This window comes from Streptomyces sp. NL15-2K (assembly GCF_030551255.1).
Taxonomy (GTDB): Bacteria; Actinomycetota; Actinomycetes; order Streptomycetales; family Streptomycetaceae; genus Streptomyces.
Genome location: NZ_CP130630.1, coordinates 5,745,413 through 5,765,186, shown reverse-complemented (window position 1 = coordinate 5,765,186; position 19,774 = coordinate 5,745,413). Strand labels below are relative to the sequence as shown.

Below are 19,774 nucleotides of genomic sequence, written 5' to 3'. Positions count from 1 at the left end.
TCAGGTCATGACATCGTGCTGCCCACCGAGAACCGGCTGAGGCGGCGCGAGGACTTCGCGACCGCGGTACGACGGGGGCGTCGGGCCGGACGCCCGTCTCTCGTCGTCCACCTTCGTAGCGGTGCCACGGACCCGCACGCGCCTGGGGAGAGCGCTCCCCCGACGCGTGCGGGTTTCGTCGTGAGCAAAGCCGTGGGCGGTGCGGTGGTGCGCAACAAGGTGAAGCGCAGGCTTCGCCATCTGATGCGCGATCGAGTCGCCCTGTTGCCCCCCGGTAGCCTGGTAGTCGTACGAGCGCTGCCCGGTGCGGGCGACGCCGACCATGCACAACTGGCCCAAGACCTGGATGCCGCCCTTCAGCGGCTGCTGGGAGGGGGCGCGCGATGAAGTACCCGCTGCTGGCGCTGATCAAGCTGTACCAGTGGACCATCAGCCCGCTGCTCGGGCCGGTGTGCAAGTACTACCCGTCGTGCTCCCACTACGGCTACCAGGCCATCGACCGGCATGGTGCGATCAAGGGCACGGCACTCACGGCCTGGCGCATCCTCAGGTGCAATCCGTGGTCGCTGGGCGGCGTGGACCATGTCCCGCCGCGCAAGCGTCCGCGGTGGCACGAATTGCTGCGTAACGCCTGGCGTGCACGCAAGGGCGGGCCCTCCGCCGCCGAACCGGCCACCGAGGGGCAGGCTCCCATGAGCCCGGCCGCAGAGACCCCGTCCCATGCCCAAGGAGCATGATTAGTGGACACGATTGCCAGCTTCTTCAGCTTCATCACGACACCTGTCTCCTGGGTCATCGTCCAGTTCCACACGGTGTACGGCGCCCTCTTCGGCGATGACACCGGGTGGGCCTGGGGCCTGTCCATCGTGTCCCTGGTGATCCTGATCCGTATCTGCCTGATCCCGCTCTTCGTGAAGCAGATCAAGGCGACCCGGGCCATGCAGACGCTCCAGCCCGAGATGAAGAAGATCCAGGAGCGCTACAAGAACGACAAACAGCGTCAGTCCGAAGAGATGATGAAGCTGTACAAGGAGACGGGTACCAACCCGCTCTCCTCGTGCCTTCCCATCCTGGCGCAGTCGCCGTTCTTCTTCGCCCTGTACCACGTGCTCAACAGCATCGCGACCGGCAAGACGATCGGCGTCATCGACGACCAGTTGCTGGAAAGCGCCCGTAAGGCGCACATCGTCGGTGCCCCGCTCGCCGCGAAGTTCACGGACAGCTCCAGCAAGGTCGCCGAGCTCGGCGCCTCGCTGACCGACGTCCGGGTCGTCACCGCGATCATGATCGTCCTGATGTCGGCGTCGCAGTTCTACACGCAGCGCCAGCTGATGACGAAGAACGTCGACACCACGGTGAAGACGCCGTTCATGCAGCAGCAGAAGATGCTGATGTACGTCTTCCCCGTCATGTTCGCCGTCTTCGGCATCAACTTCCCGGTCGGTGTCCTCGTCTACTGGCTGACCACCAACGTGTGGACCATGGGCCAGCAGATGTACGTCATCCACAACAACCCGACCCCGGGCTCCAAGGCCCAGGCCGCGTACCTGGAGCGCCTGTACAAGCACGTCACGCACCACGGCAAGACGCGCGGACGCGGTGAGAAGGCCATCGTCAAGGCCATCGTGGCCAAGGGGCGCGACCGTAACGAGTTCGAGCGCAAGTTCATCAACGGTCTGAACAAGGCGGGCCTCGCGGCCCAGACCGACGGCACCGTGGTGAAGAGCGAGACCGCTGTGGCCGCCCAGGCCGAGGACGGTACGCCGACGAGCGCCGCCGCTCCCAAGCGTCAGCAGCCCAAGCGGCAGACCAAGGCCCAGCGCCAGTCCGGCGCCACGAAGGCTGCCGGCGAGACCACCTCGCTGAGCAAGTCCGACGAGCCCGAGGACGCCAAGCCCGCCGCTTCAGCCAAGAAGGGCACTCAGAAGAGCGGCGGCGGTACCCGCAGCAAGGCCCAGTCCGGACAGCGCAAGGGCCCGCAGCGGCCCAAGTCCCCGTCCAAGAAGTAAGAAGGAGTCCATCCCGTGACGGAAGGCACCACCTCCGCCGCTGCCGAGGGTGCAGACACCCTGACCCGCCTGGAGCAGGAGGGCGAGATCGCGGCGGACTACCTCGAGGGTCTGCTGGACATCGCTGATCTCGACGGCGACATCGACATGGACGTCGAGGCCGACCGGGCCGCTGTGTCGATCATCAGCGACGCGGGCAGCCGAGACCTGCAGAAGCTGGTCGGCCGCGACGGCGAGGTGCTGGAAGCCCTGCAGGAGCTCACGCGCCTGGCCGTCCACCGGGATACCGGGGACCGCAGCCGGCTGATGCTGGACATCGCCGGCTACCGGGCCAAGAAGCGCACCGAGCTGTCCGAGCTGGGCGCCAAGGCCGCCGCCGAGGTCAAGAACACCGGCGAGGCCGTGAAGCTGAATCCGATGACGCCGTTCGAGCGCAAGGTCGTGCACGACGCGGTCAAGGCCGCCGGCCTGCGCAGCGAGTCCGAGGGCGAGGAGCCGCAGCGCTTCGTCGTTGTGCTTCCTGCCTGATCGGTCCGTACGTTCCTCCGGCCCCGTCTGCCCGGCAGGCGGGGCCGAACTTTGTCAGCCTGATAGTTCTGGTGGTTCTGGTGCCGGCGCTCGGTGCGCCGACGCCGAATGGAAGGACGGTCCCCGTGACGGAGGCAGCGGAGCTTCCCCCTGTGCCCGAGCAGGCGCGAGAGGTGTTCGGTGATCGCTTCGCGGATGCGGTCCGATACGCGGAGCTGCTCGCCGAGGCGGGCGTGCAGCGCGGCCTGATCGGCCCGCGCGAAGTGCCCCGACTGTGGGAGCGGCACCTGCTGAACTGCGCGGTTCTCTCAGAAGTCGTTCCCGAGGGTGTGACGGTGTGCGACGTCGGTTCGGGCGCGGGCCTGCCCGGCATCCCCCTGGCCCTCGTCCGGGAAGACTTGAAGATCACCCTGCTGGAACCCCTGCTGCGACGCACCACATTCCTGACCGAGGTCGTCGAGCTGTTGGGCCTGGACCATGTGACGGTCGTCCGCGGCCGGGCCGAGGAGGTCATGGGAAAACTCACACCCGTCCATGTGGTGACGGCGCGAGCCGTGGCCCCGCTGGACCGGTTGGCGACCTGGGGCATTCCGCTGTTGCGTCCGTACGGGGAGATGCTCGCGCTCAAGGGCGACGCGGCGGAGGAAGAGCTCAAGAGCGCGGCGACCGCCCTGAGCAAGCTCGGCGCCGTGGGGACGTCGATCCTGCATGTGGGTGAGGGTGTTGTGGATCCGCCGTCCACGGTCGTACGGGTCGAGGTCGGGGAGAGTCCTGGTGGTGTGCGCTTCGCGGCGAAGCGTGCGAAGGCTGCTCGGACAGGTCGGGCGCGTCGGCGTCGCGGATAGCGCGTCGGGATCGCGGCTGGAGAACGGCTCGGAGGCGACCGCTGACCCGTCCTGACGACGAGAGGTACTCCACACAAGCTGCCAAACCTACGCATGCCGGAGTGTCGCGGCAATTCCACCTCTGCTGCTGTGCATCGTGTTTCACGTGAAACGTCGCTCACTGCTGCACGGCATCATCAGCCGGGGCCGGGCCGCGGCCGAACCCCGCGACCGCAAGCCCCTCGGTTCACTCGATGAGGGACCGGAGTTGTCCACAGAGGTGGATTTCTCCACAGAACAACAGGCCTCACTGGTTCACGACCCCGAAGGCATGGGAGGCTCTGTTCATTGCGAGCCTGAAGTCGAGGAGAGTGAATCCTTGCGGTCCGACGCCAACATCGCGGGACCGATGACCGATCCGGTCCCCGGTCCCCGTACCGAGTCGATGGGGGAGGATGTTTCACGTGAAACACCGCCCCCGATGGACGACACTCCGATCGGTCGTGCTGCCCAACTGGCGGTGGAGGCGCTAGGTCGCGCCGGTGAGGGCCTGCCACGGCCCGAGCAGACCCGCGTCATGGTGGTCGCCAACCAGAAGGGCGGGGTGGGCAAGACGACAACGACCGTCAATCTTGCCGCTTCGCTGGCTCTGCATGGCGGCCGTGTCCTGGTGATCGACCTTGACCCGCAGGGCAACGCGTCCACCGCGCTGGGTATCGACCATCACGCCGAAGTCCCTTCCATTTACGACGTCCTGGTCGAGAGCAAGCCGCTCGCGGAAGTCGTCCAGCCCGTCCCTGATGTCGAGGGTCTCTTCTGTGCCCCTGCCACGATCGATCTCGCCGGTGCGGAGATCGAGCTGGTGTCCCTGGTGGCCCGGGAGAGCAGGTTGCAGCGAGCCATCCAGGCGTACGAGCAGCCGCTGGACTACATCCTCATCGACTGCCCGCCCTCGCTCGGCCTGCTGACGGTCAACGCGCTGGTCGCCGGCCAGGAAGTCCTCATCCCGATCCAGTGCGAGTACTACGCGCTGGAGGGCCTGGGCCAGTTGCTGCGCAACGTCGATCTGGTGCGGGGGCATCTCAACCCTGATCTGCACGTATCGACGATCCTGCTCACCATGTACGACGGCCGGACGCGGCTTGCGTCCCAGGTCGCGGACGAGGTGCGCAGCCACTTCGGCGACGAGGTGCTGCGGACGAGCATTCCCCGCTCCGTCCGTATCTCCGAGGCGCCGAGCTACGGACAGACGGTGTTGACCTACGATCCAGGATCGAGCGGTGCCCTGTCCTATCTTGAGGCGGCACGAGAAATCGCGTTGAAGGGTGTCGGCGTCTCCTACGACGCGACGCACGCCCACATCGGCGCACAGAGCGACCCGAGCATGGTGGAGGGGATCCAGTGAGCGAGCGACGGAGGGGTTTGGGCCGTGGTCTCGGCGCACTGATCCCTGCTGCCCCGACAGAGAAGGCGGTGGCTCCGGCTGCGCCGGGGAGCACTGCTTCGACGTCCCCGGCGGCAGTGCCGGTGCTGACCACCGACCGCGGCGTGGCAGCGGCGAAGGTGGCCACACTGCCGCCTGTTTCACATGAAACGGAGGAGCCGTCGACGAACGGCCCTGTGGAGACGCCCGCGTCTCCCATGGGTGCCCACTTCGCGGAGATCCCCCTCGACTCCATCACGCCGAACCCGCGCCAGCCGCGTGAGGTCTTCGACGAAGATGCGCTGCAGGAGCTCGTCACCTCCATCAAGGAAGTCGGTCTCCTCCAGCCGGTCGTCGTACGGCAGCTGGGTCCGGCGCGCTACGAGCTCATCATGGGCGAGCGGCGCTGGCGGGCCTGCCGTGAGGCGGGGCTGGAGGCGATCCCGGCGATCGTGCGGGCAACGGAGGACGAGAAGCTCCTTCTGGACGCTCTGCTGGAGAACCTCCACCGTGCTCAGCTGAACCCGCTGGAAGAGGCCGCTGCCTACGACCAGCTCCTGAAGGACTTCAACTGCACGCACGACCAGCTGGCGGACCGCATCGGCCGGTCCCGCCCGCAGGTCTCCAACACCCTGCGTCTGCTGAAGCTCTCGCCGGCGGTCCAGCGCCGCGTGGCCGCCGGGGTGCTCTCCGCCGGGCACGCACGGGCTCTGCTCTCCGTCGACGACTCGGAGGAGCAGGACCGGCTGGCGCACCGGATCGTGGCCGAGGGCCTTTCGGTGCGGGCCGTCGAGGAGATCGTGACCCTGATGGGGTCACGGCCGCAGGCGGCTCAGCGGGCCAAGGGGCCTCGGGCCGGTACCCGGGTCTCGCCGGCGCTGACCGACCTCGCGACCCGTCTCTCGGACCGCTTCGAGACGCGGGTGAAGGTCGAGCTGGGCCAGAAGAAGGGCAGGATCACCGTCGAGTTCGCCTCCCCGGAGGACCTCGAGCGGATCCTCAGCACGCTCGCTCCGGGCGAGAAGCTGGCCCTTCAGAAGAGCCTTTCGGAGAGCGAGGACGAGGAGCCGGAAGGCTGAGCCTCCGGTCGGGCGGGTGGTATCGAGCCCGGCTGACCGGCAGAGCGGGCCGTGTCCGGTGTGTACCGGAACACGGCCCGCTCTTTGCTTTCAGGCAGTATCGATGGAATCGCATCGTGGATACGATGCGTACGGGTATGGCGCATCCACCCGGCAGCACCTGTGAGGGGAGGCAGGGGGCCATGCGAACGGTGAACCGCACCGGACTGGTGAGCGCGGGCCTGGGTCTGGGCGCGGTCGGCGGCTTCGTCGGCAGCCTGCTCAGGGAACGGAGCGCTCTGACGGCCGCCCGCGACGCGGCGGGCGAAGGAAGCGAGGAACAGCCTTCATGGGGCGCCGGCTCGTACCGCTCACGCTGGACAACCTTCAGGACATTCCCAAGCGCTGTCGCACGTGTGTCTTCTGGGAGTTGGACCCGGTCAGCGGTGAAGCCGCGGTAAAAGCAGGAACGCCCGCCCTGGAGAAGGAAGCCTGGATCTCCGCCGTTCTGCTGGACTGGGGATCTTGCGGACGGGTCGTCTACGTCGACGACGTGCCGGTGGGCTTCGTGCTCTATGCCCCTCCCGCCTATGTTCCGCGTTCGACGGCGTTTCCCACGAGCCCCGTCTCTCCTGACGCGGTACAGCTGATGACGGCGTTCATCATGCCGGGTTACCAGGGGCAGGGACTGGGCCGGGTGATGGTCCAGACAGTCGCCAAGGACCTGCTGCGGCGCGGATTCAAGGCGATCGAGGCCTTCGGAGATGCGCGATGGAAGGAACCTGCGTGCCTCCTGCCCGCCGACCATCTCCTGGCGGTGGGCTTCAAGACGGTCAGGCCCCATCCCACGTACCCGCGCCTGAGGCTGGAGCTACGGACGACCCTCTCCTGGAAAGAAGACGTGGAGATGGCGCTGGACCGGTTGCTGGGGGCCGTACAGAAGGAGCCGGCGTTGCGACCCCTCTAATGCGAATGGGCCACCCCGGCCGGGGTGGCCCATTCGTGTTTCACGTGAAACATGCGCCATCAGCTCGACGCCTCAGCCGTTCACTCGGCGATGAAGTCCTCAAGGTCGCGGACGATCGCGGCCTTCGGCTTCGCACCGACAATGGTCTTGGCGACCTCGCCGCGCTGGTAGACGTTGAGGGTCGGGATGGACATGACGCCGTACTTGGCGGCCGTACCCGGGTTCTCGTCAATGTTCAGCTTGACGACCTCGATCTTGTCGCCGTACTCGGCGGCGATCGCCTCGAGGGACGGAGCGATCTGGCGGCACGGACCGCACCAGGCGGCCCAGAAATCCACCAGGACGGGCTTGTCGCTCTTGAGGACGTCCTGCTCGAAAGAGTCGTCGGTCACGTGCTTCAGGGTGCCGGCCACGGCGGGCTCCTTAACTGGTTGGTGCGTGGGGCGGATGGGGGTCAGACAGAGGTCTTCTCGGGCTCGGCCTTCTCCTCGTCCGCGAGGGCGGCGAGGAAGCGCTCTGCGTCGAGGGCGGCGGAACAGCCGGTACCGGCCGCGGTGATCGCCTGGCGGTAGGTGTGGTCGACCACGTCACCGGCGCCGAAGACACCGGTCAGGTTGGTCCGGGTCGAGGGAGCGTCGACCTTCAGGTAGCCCTCTTCGTCCAGTTCGAGCTGGCCCTTGAAGAGCTCGGTGCGCGGGTCGTGGCCGATCGCGATGAAGAGGCCCGTCACGGCCAGGTCCGACAGCTCGCCGGTCTTGACGTTGCGCAGCTTCAGGCCGGTCAGCTTCTGGTCGCCCTGGACCTCGGCGACCTCGCTGTCCCACACGAACTTGATCTTCGGGTCGGCGAAGGCGCGGTCCTGCATCGCCTTGGAGGCGCGCAGGGTGTCCCGGCGGTGGACGACCGTCACGGACTTGGCGAACCGAGAGAGGAAGGTGGCCTCCTCCATTGCGGTGTCGCCGCCGCCGATCACGGCGATGTCCTGGTCCTTGAAGAAGAAGCCGTCACAGGTGGCGCACCAGGAGACACCGCGGCCGGAAAGGGCGTCCTCGTTCGGGAGGCCGAGCTTGCGGTGCTGCGAGCCGGTGGCCACGATGACGGCCTTCGCCTTGTGGACCGTGCCTGTGGTGTCGATGACGGTCTTGATCTCACCGGTCAGGTCGACGTTGACGATGTCGTCCGGAATGAGCTCTGCGCCGAAGCGCTCGGCCTGAGCGCGCATGTTGTCCATGAGCTCGGGGCCCATGATGCCGTCCTGGAAGCCCGGGAAGTTCTCCACGTCGGTGGTGTTCATCAGCGCACCACCTGCGGTGACGGCGCCCTCGAACACCAGCGGCTTCAGCGACGCGCGCGCGGTATAAAGCGCCGCCGTATAGCCGGCGGGCCCGGAGCCGATGATGATCACGTTTCGGACGTCGCTCACGGCTTGATTCCTCGTCTCTGGACTACGTCGTCGGACCGGTGGGAGCCCTTTCGGAACTCTCACCCCACCCAACGGATCCTAAGGGGCGCGCATTCCCGCTGTGTCCGGGCACACGGAGACGCGACCCCGTACGAGATACCACGTGGGACAAAGACGAAGCCTGCGCGCTCAGGGCTGTGTGTAGGACTTCTTCAGCAGCACCTTGGCCGTGCCGGCCGAGGGGTCGGCCACACAGGCCGTATCCATGATGTAGGCCGTGACCCGGGTGCCGTCGGGCGCGTCGGGCAGCACGACGAGCAGGGCATCCGTCCCCTTGTAGGTCCCGCGCTCGGTTGCGAGGGCCGAGTCGCTGCGGCCGATGCCCTTCTGCACGCAGTCGGGGACGGTGGTGTCCTGGAGGATCTTGGGACCGTCGCTGCTGGGGAGGGACTCCGTGCCCAGGCTGTGCGGAGTGCGGGACCCACTTGATCCGCTCTCCGTGCTTTTGTCCTTGGCGAGGAGATCGGTGACCTGAGTCTCCAAGTTGTTCTCGGAGAAGGTGTCCGCAGCGGTGGACTGCTTGCCGTGTGCCTCGGGGCCGGAGGACTGGCTGTCGTTCAGCGAGGACAGCAGTACGGAACCCAATCCCAGGGCGGCAACCGTGAACACGGTGCCCAGGACGGCCGCCCTTCGCCTGCTGCCCCTCTTGCGCTCCTTGCGTCCAGGACCGGTGGTCGAGGTACGGGCATGCCCTGAGGGACGGTCCGCTGTCGCCGACGTTTCACGTGAAACATGCGCGCTGTCACCCGGCTCTGTGTCGGACGGGTCGGACAGGGACGGGACGGTGGCGCCGATGGGCGCCTGCGCATCCCTGGCATGCAGCAGGGCTTCCGCGGCGAGGGCGGCATCGATGCGGCCCGCGACATCGGCGGGCATGCGCGACGGACCCGGCAGCGTCCCGAGCAGTCCCCGGATTTCCTCCAGTGACGCGTAGACGTCCGCACAGAGCTCGCACTCGGCCAGATGCCGTCGCACGTCCGCGGTTCGCGACGGAGGGAGCAGGCCCTCGGTGAGGTCGGAGATCTCCGCGACGTCCGGGTGCCCGGCCGTGTCTGTCGTGGATGTCACGCTCGCCCACCTCCGCCCTTCACTGCAGCTGAATCGCTTGGTCCTGTGCCGGCCGGACCCGCTGGACGCGGCTCCGCTGCGGGTGGGACGGATGTCCCCTGCGTCCGGTTCCGCCCCCCGTCCGTTTCTCTGCCGCCACTGGCATTTTCCGGCCGCAGATGGGTGAGGAGGGGCAGGAGTCTGGCCCTGCCGCGGGCACAGCGACTCTTCACCGTCCCGGTCGGCACATCGAGCACGCGGGCGGCTTCCGCTACCGGGTAGCCCTGCATGTCCACCAGGACGAGGGCAGCCCGTTGGTCGGGCGGCAGCGTGCCGAGCGCTTCCAGGAGCTGGCGGTGGAGGTCATTGCGCTCCGCGGGCGCCGAGGCGGACTCGTGCGGCTCCAGCAACTGCTCCAGGCGCTCGGTGTCGTCGACCGGCGACGTCTTGCGGGAGGCCGCCTTGCGGGCCCGGTCGAGGCAGGCGTTCACCGTGATCCGGTGCAGCCACGTCGTGACGGCCGACTGGCCGCGGAAAGTGTGGGCGGCCCGGTACGCCGAGACGAGAGCGTCCTGAACGGCGTCAGCGGCCTCCTCCCGGTCCCCCAGCGTCCGCAGGGCGACAGCCCACAGCCGATCACGGTGCCGCCGCACGAGCTCACCGAAGGCTTCGGGGTCGCCCTCTACATGGCGGGCCAGGAGGTCCTGATCGCTCGTGTCGCCGTACTCGGTGCCATCTGCCATCTGACCCCCTCCCCTTGATGACCCCTCAGCCTGTGAACTTCACGTCGGTAATGGCCTGCTTGTAGCCGGCGTCGCTGTACGTACTCGGGTCGTCGCCCGAGTACGGCACAGCAGTCAGCCACACGAGCACGTAACGCGTCTTCACCGACTTGGTGACCTTCACCTTGGCGTTCGCACCACTCGTCGTAACCGCGCCGATCTCCTGCATCGAGTCCAGCGAGGACGGGGTCAGCGAGTCGGAAGCGTACAGCTTGGCCGTCGTGTGATCACCGGCGTAGCGCAGCCCGATGCTCGCGGTGGATACCTCCTGCGCCGAACCCAGGTCATAGACGATGCCCACACCCGGCTTGTACGGGGCGAGGGCCGGACCCTCCACGAACGTGCTGGTCTTCCAGTACGTCGAGCTGTTGCCGTCGTACGTCTTGCCGACGTCGCCCGGGTGCTGGGCATCGCCCTTGGCCACGTACTCCTGGGCGTCCTGGATGCTGAGCGTCTTGACCGGCTTGGGTGCCGTGCTGTTCTTGTCGTTCCCGTCGGTCGTCTGTGTGTTGCCGGTGTCGTCCGACTTGTTGCCCTGCTCCATGAGCGCGTCCGCCAACTGCCAGCTGCCGAGACCCAGCGCGGCGATGAGGAGGCCGGAGACGGCCCACTTCAACGCCTTGCCGGTGCGGCTCTGCAGCGGGGGCGGCGGGGGCGGTACCGGCCGGGTGGCGCCCGGGTGCTGTGCCCCTCGGCCGTAGGTGCCCTGCTGGTAAGTCGTGCGCTGGTAGTCGGGCGGTGCGGTGAACGCCGGCTCCGGCGGGCGGATGCGGGGCATCTCGGCGATCGCCTTCACCAGTTCCTCGGGCGTGGTGCACGGGGACTCGTGGCGGGAGGCGGTCGCACCGTCGTTGGCGAGCGCGCGCATGGAGAGCTCGGACAGCCCGCGGTGGACGCCGGCGCGAACCTGGTCGGGGGCGATGAGGCCGACGTCCTTGGGCAGGCCGGACAGGCCGTAGGCGTCGCTCTCGTAGGGCCAGCGCTGAGTGAGCGCCGCGTACAGCAGGGCGCCGATCGCCTCCGTGTCCGTGCGCTGCGGTGTGTCGGAGCCGACGCCGCGCAGAGCTGCGTTCACGGCGAGACCGCGGATGCGCCACTGGCCGCTCGAGGTGCGCAGGACGGCGTTCGGGTTCAGGCGCAGATGTGCGAGGCCCTCGCGGTGCGCGGCGGCCATGGCGGAGGAGATCTGGCTGACCATCTGGTAGGCGTCGTACACCTCCAGCGGACCGGAGGCCAGGAGCGTGGTCAGTTCGGTGGCGTCGGGCAGCCACTCGTGGACGACGTAGACGAGGTCGTTCTCCTCGACGGCGTCCAGGACCTGGACGAAGCGGGGGTCGCCGAGCAGCGCGGAGGAGCGGGCCGCGGCCAGCACGGAACGGGCCCGTGTGTGGTCCGCGGGCAGGATGTGGACGCCGACGGCGCGACGGAGTTTCTCGTCCACAGCACGCCAGCTGCTGAATCCGTCCAGACGGGTGACGCACTCCTCGAGGCGATAGCGTCTGGCGAGCTTGTGACCGCTGTGCAGCTCGGGTGGTGAGGTCTTTCCGGGACCCTCGGTCCCGCCACTCCCCTGTGCCTCGACGTCTTCCGTGTCCCGCTCCCGGTTCTTGGCCACCCCGTCGGCCGTGGACTGGTCCGCCTTGGCGGTCAGCGGCTCGTCGCCGCTGTTGTCTGCCACGTCGACGGCAGCCGTGCTCCGTTCCGCCACCGTCGTTCCCTGCCTCCCCATCCGTTGCGCGCCGTGCGACGCCGAAACCAATTGTGCCCACAGTCCGCCGCTATGCACGACACACAGTGGCGGACGATGGTTGTGCGCATACCCCCGCCTCAGCGCCCCAGGCGCCCGCGGACCATGCCGACCAGTGAGTTCAACTCCTCGATGCGCATACGCCGGGCGGCGACGAAGAAGATCCCGAGCAGGACCGCCCCGCCGGCGATCAGGGCCGCGAAGGAGCCGACGGCACCTTGGCCGAGCGAGTGCCCGACGCCGTAGACGGCCACCCCGCTGATCAGCGCCGCAGGTACCGAGGCGATGCCGAGCCTGGCGTATGTCCGCAGGACGCGCTTGCCGTCCAGGTCTCCACCCAGCCGCTTGCGCAGCCGGTTCCAGGCGACACCGACGCCGATCGCGTAGGCGAGGCCGTACGAGGCGGCCATGCCGACCACGGCCCAGCGGGGCGGGAGCACGAAGTAACAGGCGGCGGAGGCGGCGGCGTTGACGGCTGCGACGATGACCGTGTTGTAGAAGGGGGTCCGGGTGTCCTCGTACGCGTAGAACGCACGCAGGACGACGTACTGGACGGAGTAGGGGATCAGGCCGAGGCCGAAGGCCATCAGCATGTACCCCATATTCGTGGCCTCGCTTGTGCCCGAGGAACCGAAGATCAGCGTGCACATCGGGATGCCGAGCGACACGAAGCCGAAGGCGATGGGCACGATCGCGACGGCCGTCGTCCTGAGGCCCTGGGAGATGTCGTCGCGGATGGCGCCGGCGTCGCCCTCGGCCGCCGAGCGCGAGATGCGCGGCAGCAGGGCGGCCATCAGGGAGACGGTGATGATGGCCTGCGGCAGGCCCCAGATCAGCTGGGCGTTGGCGTAGGCGGCGAAGCCGGTGCCGTCGACGGGCGAGGCCTTACCGGAGGCGGTGGACAGCTGGGTGACAACGAGCGCGCCGGCCTGGTTGGCGAGGACGAACAGGATGGTCCACTTGGCGAGCGTCACCGCCTTGCCCAGGCCATGGCCCTTCCAGTCGAAGCGAAGCCGCATCCGGAACCCGGTCTCGCGGAGGTAAGGGATCATGGCTAGGGCCTGTACGACGAGGCCGAGCAGGATGCCGATACCGAGGAGACGCTGGCCCTCCGGAGGAATGTTGGTGACCTCCATGCCGGAGTCCGCCGCAGTGCCGTACACCCAGAGGAACATGCCGAGCGTCACGATGATGACGATGTTGTTCAGGACCGGGGTCCACATCATCGCGCCGAACTTCCCGCGGGCGTTGAGGATCTGCCCCATGACCACGTGGATGCCCATGAAGAAGATCGAGGGCAGGAAGTAACGGGTAAAGGTGACGGCGACCTCGTTGGCCGCGGGGTTGTTGGCGACCGGGTTCGCCAGCATGCGGACCAGGAGCGGCGCGGCGAACATCGCGAGCCCGGTGAGGGCAGCCAGGGCCACCATCACGAGGGTCAGCAGGCGGTTGGCATACGCCTCGCCGCCGTCCTCGTCCTCCTTCATGGCGCGCACGAGCTGCGGCACGAAGACGGAGTTGAGGCCGCCACCGACGGTCAGGATGTAGATCATTGTCGGCAGCTGGTACGCGACCTGGAAGGAGTCGCCGAGGAAGCCGAGGCCCAGTGCTGACACGATCAGCGCGGAGCGGATGAAGCCGGTGAGGCGGGAGACCATCGTGCCCGCCGCCATCACGGCGCTCGACTTCAGCAGACCTGTGGCCCGCCCGGCCTTCTTGGCGGCGGGGGCTGGTGCGGGCGCCGGTGCGGCGGCTTCGGCGGCGTAGGCCGGCGTCGAGGCCGGGTACTGGCCTCCGGCAGGAGGTGTCGCCCCCGGGTACTGGTGCGCGTGTGGTGCCGGGGACGGGTTGGGCACGGACGGGGGCTCGTAGTTCGGGTGCCCGCTGCTCTGCTGCTGGTCCCGGAAGAGGTGCGCGAAGGCGTCCGGTTCGTGGCGCTCCTCGCCGGCCTGGGTCACGAGGTCGTCGACGCCCACGAACTGGGTGGTGCGCGGGTCGTCGCCGTACGGCAGGTATTGGGTCGGGCCCTCCGGCTCGGGCGCCGGGGTCTGCGCCCACACGTGCGGATCGGGGGCGTACGGCGACTGGGGTGGCTGGGCGTAGAGCGGCTGCTGCGGCTGATACGTGCCCGGATGCGGAGGTGGGTGCGCGGAACGGTCGTAGAGCGCCTCGGCGACCGGGTCCTGGGCATAGAGGTCCTGGGCCCGGTAGGGGTCCTGGTCGTAGGCGTCCTGGAGGTACATGTCCGCGGGAGGCTGCGGCGGCACCTGGCCGTGCTCGGGCGGCGGGCCTTCGGGGTGGCCTGAGCTGCCCGCGGCCTGGCCGCGGTCACCGTCGTACGGCGCGTTCATGGTTACCCCACCTCATCGTCCCGGGCCCACCGGCCACGACATCCTCAACGGTCCACTCTCTCACCCGTGCCGGATGGGTCTGCGCTTTCCGCTGCGGTGTCCGCTGGCGGGTCACTCGGCTGCTCCGGGTCGTCTGCCCCGGGCCGGGTGCCCGACTCCTCCTTGAGACGGTCTTCGGCGCTGTCGAGGTTCTCCGGGCCGCTCACGGCCTCGTCCGCCTCGTCGAGGCTCTCTTCCTCGGCCTCGCGGGCGGCCGCGCGTTTGCGCTGTGTGTACATCCGGAAGCCGGCGAGGACCAGCAGCAGGACCCCGCCGCCGATGACGAGCATCACGGTGGCCGTGAACTCGGTGACCTTCACGTCGAAGGTGACGGGAGCGCCGTAGGCCTGGCCGTCCTCCGTGTACAGCTGGGCGACGACGGTCGCCCGGCCGTTGGCGTTGGCCGTCGTGGTGAACTTCACCGTCTGGCTGCGGCTGCCGGAGACCTCGACGCGCTGCTCGGTGTAGGCATCGCCGCCGATCTCGAGTCGTTTCGGGCTCAGCGAGGTGAGCCGCAGCACGAGGTGGTCAACGCCCTGCACCAGGTTGTTCTGCACGGTCACCGGGACCGTGGCGCTGCGGCCGGAGAGCTTGGTCTCTGACTTCTTGATCAGCTTGACCTGGTCGGTCAGCTCGTCGAGGTATGCCTCGACGTCTCCGCGGAAGCCTGTCGCGTCGGTGGCGCGACCGCGCCACGACGTGGACATCTCGCGGTTCATGGCCCGTCCGAAGGGGGTCACCACTCGGGACTGGTCGCTGAGGACCACCTTGAAGTTGTCGAGCTTCTCCTGCGTGGTGGCGATCTGCGCGAACGCCGACCGAGGCAGCTCCTGCTTACGCAGCGAGGAGGGGTAGGCGGACCTCGAGGGCACCTTCGTGGTGGCTGCCGGGTCCGGCTTGGCGGTGGCGGCCGCCGTGAGCTCCTGGGACTCGGACCAGTCGCCGCTCTGAAGGACCGTCAGCGCTTCGGCCATCGCCTGGGCCTGGCTCGCCGTCGGCGTGCGCTGCGGGGCGACGACGATGCTGCGTTGCCTGTTCGTCTGGAGGTTCAGGGTGAGGCTCTGGGCCAGGAACCGCTGGACCGCGAGCGTGGTGGCGGAGGCCTTCGTCAGGTCGCCCTGGAAGGCCGTCGACAGCCGTGCGTCCGCGACGACCGCCGTGGTGCCGCCCCCGATGGGACGCGCCGCGGAGGGCGTGTACGGCAGACCGCCCGTCTCCTGGAGGCTGTCGCTGCGTGCGATCACCTTGTCGGCACCGGCCGAGGTGGCGACCTTGACGATCGACGGGTCGACGGCGCCGTTCACGGGCCAGGCGAAGTCTGTGGTCGGTTTCACGTGGAGGATCGGCTCCACCGTGTTGGCGATGACGTCGGTGGCTTCCTTGAGGTGGCTCAGCGAGCCGGTGACGCTCGTGCCGTTGTGGGCGAGGGAGGCGAGATCCGGGTCGGCGAAGGGAAGGGCGACGACCTCCTTGTCCTGCACCGCCTGCTGCAACTCGGCGAGCCACTGCTTGGCGACCGTCTGATAGGTGCCCGCCCTGGTGGTGCCGCCCGTCCTGACCTGGTAGGGACGGGTCATCGCGTCGACGGAGGCCAGCAGGTCCGGGTCGATCACCCAGGTGACGTCGAGGTTCTTGCCCAGCGACAACATCTGGTCGAGGCGGCCGCCCGGGGAGATCTCCTTGGCCAGGTCGTCGTTGAGGAAGACCGGCGTCTGCTGTTCGTTCGACCCTGTCTCCGCCGTCATGTGGACGGTTGAGATCAGGGGCCACAGATACGTCGTCCTCGTCTTCGTGTCGGCCTCGCCCGACTGCCACGGCAGGAACGTCCGCTGGACGCCGAGCACCTGCTCCCACGGCTGCGCGGATGTCTCGCCGGAGAGTGAGACGGCGAACTGGTAGACCCCACTGTCGCCGAGGTCCAGCTCGTCGACCGGCACCGAGAGAGAGAAGGGCTCGGCGACGCCCGGGGTCAGCTTGGCGAACTTCTCGGCGTACTTGCCGCCGACCTCCGACCCGGTGATGCCCTGGAGATCGCTGCTGTCCTTGGCTGTGCGGTCGATGGCCGAGCGAGTGCTCAGTTCGGGGCCGACCCGCAGGCCGACGTGGGCGTCCGTGACGGTCTGCTTGCCGTTGTTGATGACCGTGCCCGACACGGTCAGGGTGTCCCCGTCCGCCGGGGCGCTGGGGCTCAGCGTGTCGAGGGCCACGGACACCGTGCCCGAGTCGGCGGCCTGAGCGGAGGCCTGTTCGGTGGCGTACGCCGACGGGGCGGCGGACAGCTGGCACAGTCCGGCCAGGAGGGGCAGCCCAGCGAGCAGTGCTCCGGTGCGCCGCAGCCAGCGGCGGGCAGGTGAGGCACTCGTCCCCTGGAAGTCTGCCGCCTCGGCCACGCGCTCGCCCGTCCCTCGTCGTCGTCAGTGGTCGTCGGAATGTGCGTCCACGCATGGTAACGATGCGCGCTGAGGGGAAGTGCCGCGGACTGCTCCACGAGATCGGAGCAAGATCGGAGGACCCTGCTGTGCTGTCCCTAATGTGCACGTATAGAAGGGGACGCCGGCGTGCGTCTCACGGGCCGACCCCGTACAGGTGGGGGTGGAGAGTCTGTGCCCGTTTAATGGAGGAGCTCGCGGTCGTCCGGGCCACGTACCCTCTTCTGTTGTGCCGAACGCCAACGAAGACAACGCCAGTGCCCTCAGTCAGGTGCAGCAGCGCGCGGTGAGTGAGCTGCTGCGGATCGCCCCTGTCGCCGACGACCTCGCCCGCCGCTTCCAGGAGGCCGGGTTCTCACTCGCCCTGGTCGGCGGCTCGGTCAGGGACGCGTTGCTGGGCCGGCTCGGCAACGATCTGGACTTCACGACCGATGCCCGCCCCGAGGACGTACTGAAGATCGTGCGTCCCTGGGCGGACGCCGTGTGGGATGTCGGGATCGCCTTCGGCACGGTCGGGGCCCAGAAGGATGCCCGCGTCGGAGACACTGATCGGCGCTTTCAGATCGAGGTCACCACCTACCGGTCGGAGGCATACGACCGGACCTCGCGCAAGCCCGAGGTGTCGTACGGCGACTCCATCGAGGAGGACCTCGTCCGGCGCGACTTCACCGTGAACGCGATGGCCGTCGCACTGCCGGAGAAGGTGTTCATCGACCCCCACGGCGGGCTCGACGACCTCGCGGCGCGTGTTCTGCGTACCCCGGGCACTCCCGAGGAGTCCTTCTCGGACGATCCGCTGCGGATGATGCGGGCCGCGCGCTTCGGGGCCCAGCTCGACTTCGAGGTGGCTCCCGAGGTCGTCACGGCCATGGAGGAAATGGCCGGGCGCATCGAGATCGTCTCGGCGGAGCGGGTGCGGGACGAGCTGAACAAGCTGATCCTGTCCGCGCATCCACGCAAGGGTCTGGCGCTGCTGGTCGACACCGGGCTCGCCGACCATGTGTTGCCCGAGCTTCCGGCTCTGCGTCTGGAGAGCGACGAGCACCACCGGCACAAGGACGTCTACGAACACACGCTGATCGTTCTGGAGCAGGCGATGGCGCTGGAGGAGCACGGCCCCGACCTGACCCTGCGCCTGGCCGCGCTGCTGCATGACATCGGCAAGCCGCGCACGCGCCGCTTCGAGAAGGACGGGCGGGTCTCGTTCCACCACCACGAAGTGGTCGGGGCGAAGATGACCAAGAAGCGCATGACCGCGCTGAAGTACTCCAACGAACTGGTGAAGGACGTCTCGCGCCTGGTCGAACTCCACCTGCGATTCCACGGGTACGGCACCGGGGAGTGGACCGATTCCGCGGTCCGCCGTTATGTCCGGGACGCCGGTCCTCTGCTCGACCGCCTCCACAAGCTGACCCGCTCGGACTGCACGACGCGGAACAAGCGCAAGGCGGCCGCGCTCTCGCGGGCGTACGACGGTCTTGAGGAGCGAATCGCTCAGCTCCAGGAGCAGGAGGAGCTGGACGCGATTCGCCCGGATCTGGACGGCAACCAGATCATGGAGATCCTGGGTGTTCCTCCGGGTCCTGCTGTCGGGCGTGCGTACAAGTTCCTGCTGGAGCTTCGCCTGGAGAACGGGCCGATGGGTGAGGACGCTGCGAGCAAGGCCCTCAAGGAGTGGTGGGCCGAGCAGAGCTGAAGGCGTGAAGCGGGGTCATGTTTCACGTGAAACATGACCCGGGGACGGACTAGGGGCGATGTTTCACGTGAAACATGACCCCCCCTCGCGTGTGAGGGTGAGGCCTACGTGGCCCGGCGCTCGAAGCGTCCCATGGTCACGGCAACTGCCCCGTAGATGATGGCGATGGTGACCACCAGGGTCACCGAGCGGCCGTCCGGCGGCAGTATGAGAGCGGCGACCGCGGCGGCGGACACGTAGGCGATGTTGAAGAGCACGTCGTAGACGGAGAAGATCCTGCCGCGAAAGCCGTCGTCCACGGAGGACTGGACGATCGTGTCCGTGGCGATCTTCGCTCCCTGGGTGGTCAGGCCGAGCACGAAGGCCGCGGCGAGCATGGGGGCGGTGGTGAACGGGAGGCCGAGCGCGGGCTCCAGGAGTGCGGCGGCCGCGGCGCACACGACGATCCAGCGGCCGGACCCGAGCCGCACTGCCGCCCAGGGCGTCATGACGGCCGCCGCGAAGAAGCCGGCACCCGAGATGCCCAACGCCAGCCCCAGCAGGGCGAGTCCGTCATCGGGGGTCGAAGAGAGTGCGTACCGGCAGAGCATCAGCAACATGACGGTCAGGGCGCCGTAGCAGAACCGCATCAGGCTCATCGCGCCGAGCGCCCAGGCGGCCTCCCGGCGTGAGGGTGCGGCGATATGCCGTACGCCTGCCACTAGATCGCGGGCGGTGCCGGCGAGTGCCGCCGTGATCCTGGGGCGCACCAGTGCGCGGTCGGGGCCGAGCAGCTCCGGCGCCATGCGCAGTGAGGCGAGCGCGCCACACAGGTACAGCCCGGCCCCCAGCAGCACCACGGCCGCGTCGGAGTCCGCGACCACGAGACGCACGAGGAAGGCGAGGCCGCCGCCCGCGATCGCCGCGAGCGTGCCGGCGGTGGGCGAAAGAGAATTGGCGATCACCAGGCGCTCCGCGTCCACCACACGGGGCAGTGCGGCGGACAGGCCGGAGAGAACGAAGCGGTTGACGGCGGTGACGCACAGCGCGGAGACATAGAAGAGCCAGTCGGGGACCTGGCTGATGATCAGGACGGCCGTCATCGTCGCCATCACGGCGCGCACCAGGTTGCCGTACAGGAAGACCTGACGGCGGCGCCAGCGGTCCAGCAGGACGCCGGCGAACGGGCCCACCAGGGAGTAGGGGAGCAGCAGGACCGCCAACGCGGAGGCGATCGCGGTGGCCGAGGCCTGCCTCTCCGGCGAGAAGACGACGTAGGAGGCGAGCGCGACCTGGTAGACGCCATCGGCGCCCTGTGAGAGCAGACGCACGGCGAGGAGGCGTCGGAAGTTCCGGAAGCGGAGCAGGACGCGCAGGTCACGGACGACGGCCATGGGGCACAGCCTCACATACGGGGAGGGTCCCCTGGCGCA

General features: G+C 68.4%; 17 protein-coding genes. 9 read left to right on the top strand and 8 right to left on the bottom strand.

Annotated features, from left to right (window positions below; translation table 11 throughout):
• Nucleotides 1–15: 15 nt before the first annotated feature.
• The 8 genes from rnpA to Q4V64_RS25825 all read left to right on the top strand — a co-directional run bounded on the left by rnpA (nt 16) and on the right by Q4V64_RS25825 (nt 6,809).
• A complete protein-coding gene (rnpA, locus tag Q4V64_RS25860; RefSeq protein ID WP_124440733.1) occupies nt 16–387 on the top strand; it encodes a ribonuclease P protein component in 372 nt (123 codons plus the stop codon).
• Nucleotides 384–737: a membrane protein insertion efficiency factor YidD gene (gene yidD / locus Q4V64_RS25855; protein WP_124440734.1), complete on the top strand. Its 354-nt coding sequence runs from the start codon at nt 384–386 to the stop codon at nt 735–737. Before rnpA ends, yidD begins: the two co-directional genes overlap by 4 nt.
• Before the next feature lie 3 nt (nt 738–740).
• Nucleotides 741–2,009, top strand: a complete 1,269-nt coding sequence (gene yidC / locus Q4V64_RS25850) for a membrane protein insertase YidC (protein ID WP_124440735.1) — start codon at nt 741–743, stop codon at nt 2,007–2,009.
• A gap of 15 nt (nt 2,010–2,024) precedes the next feature.
• Nucleotides 2,025–2,537, top strand: a complete 513-nt coding sequence (locus Q4V64_RS25845) for a R3H domain-containing nucleic acid-binding protein (protein WP_124440736.1) — start codon at nt 2,025–2,027, stop codon at nt 2,535–2,537.
• Between the two features lie 125 nt (nt 2,538–2,662).
• A complete protein-coding gene (gene rsmG, locus Q4V64_RS25840; protein ID WP_124440737.1) occupies nt 2,663–3,382 on the top strand; it encodes a 16S rRNA (guanine(527)-N(7))-methyltransferase RsmG in 720 nt (239 codons plus the stop codon).
• Between the two features lie 310 nt (nt 3,383–3,692).
• The gene (locus Q4V64_RS25835) at nt 3,693–4,766 is read left to right on the top strand and encodes a ParA family protein (RefSeq protein ID WP_124440800.1); all 1,074 of its coding nucleotides are present in this window, start codon (nt 3,693–3,695) and stop codon (nt 4,764–4,766) included.
• Nucleotides 4,763–5,863, top strand: coding sequence for a ParB/RepB/Spo0J family partition protein (locus Q4V64_RS25830; protein WP_124440738.1), 1,101 nt, complete (start codon nt 4,763–4,765; stop codon nt 5,861–5,863). The genes Q4V64_RS25835 and Q4V64_RS25830 overlap by 4 nt, the downstream gene beginning before the upstream one ends.
• Before the next feature lie 328 nt (nt 5,864–6,191).
• Nucleotides 6,192–6,809, top strand: a complete 618-nt coding sequence (locus tag Q4V64_RS25825; RefSeq protein WP_124440739.1) for a GNAT family N-acetyltransferase — start codon at nt 6,192–6,194, stop codon at nt 6,807–6,809.
• An 80-nt stretch (nt 6,810–6,889) separates the two neighbouring features.
• On the opposite strand, the gene trxA is transcribed toward Q4V64_RS25825, so the two are convergent.
• The 7 genes from trxA to Q4V64_RS25790 all read right to left on the bottom strand — a co-directional run bounded on the left by trxA (nt 6,890) and on the right by Q4V64_RS25790 (nt 16,627).
• Nucleotides 6,890–7,222, bottom strand: a complete 333-nt coding sequence (gene trxA, locus Q4V64_RS25820; RefSeq protein ID WP_124440740.1) for a thioredoxin — start codon at nt 7,220–7,222, stop codon at nt 6,890–6,892.
• Between the two features lie 41 nt (nt 7,223–7,263).
• Complete coding sequence (gene trxB, locus Q4V64_RS25815; RefSeq protein WP_124440741.1) at nt 7,264–8,232, bottom strand: thioredoxin-disulfide reductase; 969 nt, start codon at nt 8,230–8,232, stop codon at nt 7,264–7,266.
• 168 nt (nt 8,233–8,400) lie between these two features.
• Nucleotides 8,401–9,339 carry a hypothetical protein gene (locus Q4V64_RS25810; protein WP_124440742.1) on the bottom strand — a complete coding sequence of 313 codons (939 nt, stop codon included), beginning with the start codon at nt 9,337–9,339 and terminating at the stop codon, nt 8,401–8,403.
• Nucleotides 9,336–10,061, bottom strand: a complete 726-nt coding sequence (sigM, locus tag Q4V64_RS25805; RefSeq protein ID WP_124440743.1) for an RNA polymerase sigma factor SigM — start codon at nt 10,059–10,061, stop codon at nt 9,336–9,338. Before sigM ends, Q4V64_RS25810 begins: the two co-directional genes overlap by 4 nt.
• 25 nt (nt 10,062–10,086) lie before the next feature.
• Complete coding sequence (locus Q4V64_RS25800) at nt 10,087–11,808, bottom strand: protein kinase family protein (RefSeq protein ID WP_124440744.1); 1,722 nt, start codon at nt 11,806–11,808, stop codon at nt 10,087–10,089.
• Nucleotides 11,809–11,927: 119 nt separating this feature from the next.
• Nucleotides 11,928–14,198: a murein biosynthesis integral membrane protein MurJ gene (gene murJ / locus Q4V64_RS25795; RefSeq protein ID WP_124440745.1), complete on the bottom strand. Its 2,271-nt coding sequence runs from the start codon at nt 14,196–14,198 to the stop codon at nt 11,928–11,930.
• Between the two features lie 44 nt (nt 14,199–14,242).
• Nucleotides 14,243–16,627: a DUF6049 family protein gene (locus tag Q4V64_RS25790; protein ID WP_124440746.1), complete on the bottom strand. Its 2,385-nt coding sequence runs from the start codon at nt 16,625–16,627 to the stop codon at nt 14,243–14,245.
• 268 nt (nt 16,628–16,895) lie between these two features.
• Here Q4V64_RS25790 and Q4V64_RS25785 point away from each other — a divergent pair, with 268 nt between their 5' ends.
• Nucleotides 16,896–18,362, top strand: a complete 1,467-nt coding sequence (locus Q4V64_RS25785; RefSeq protein WP_124440747.1) for a CCA tRNA nucleotidyltransferase — start codon at nt 16,896–16,898, stop codon at nt 18,360–18,362.
• 104 nt (nt 18,363–18,466) lie between these two features.
• Here the strand turns inward: Q4V64_RS25785 and Q4V64_RS25780 are convergent, their stop codons facing one another.
• Nucleotides 18,467–19,735 (bottom strand): MFS transporter, encoded by a 1,269-nt coding sequence (locus Q4V64_RS25780; protein ID WP_124440748.1) that lies wholly within the window; start codon nt 19,733–19,735, stop codon nt 18,467–18,469.
• Between the last annotated feature and the right edge of the window lie 39 nt (nt 19,736–19,774).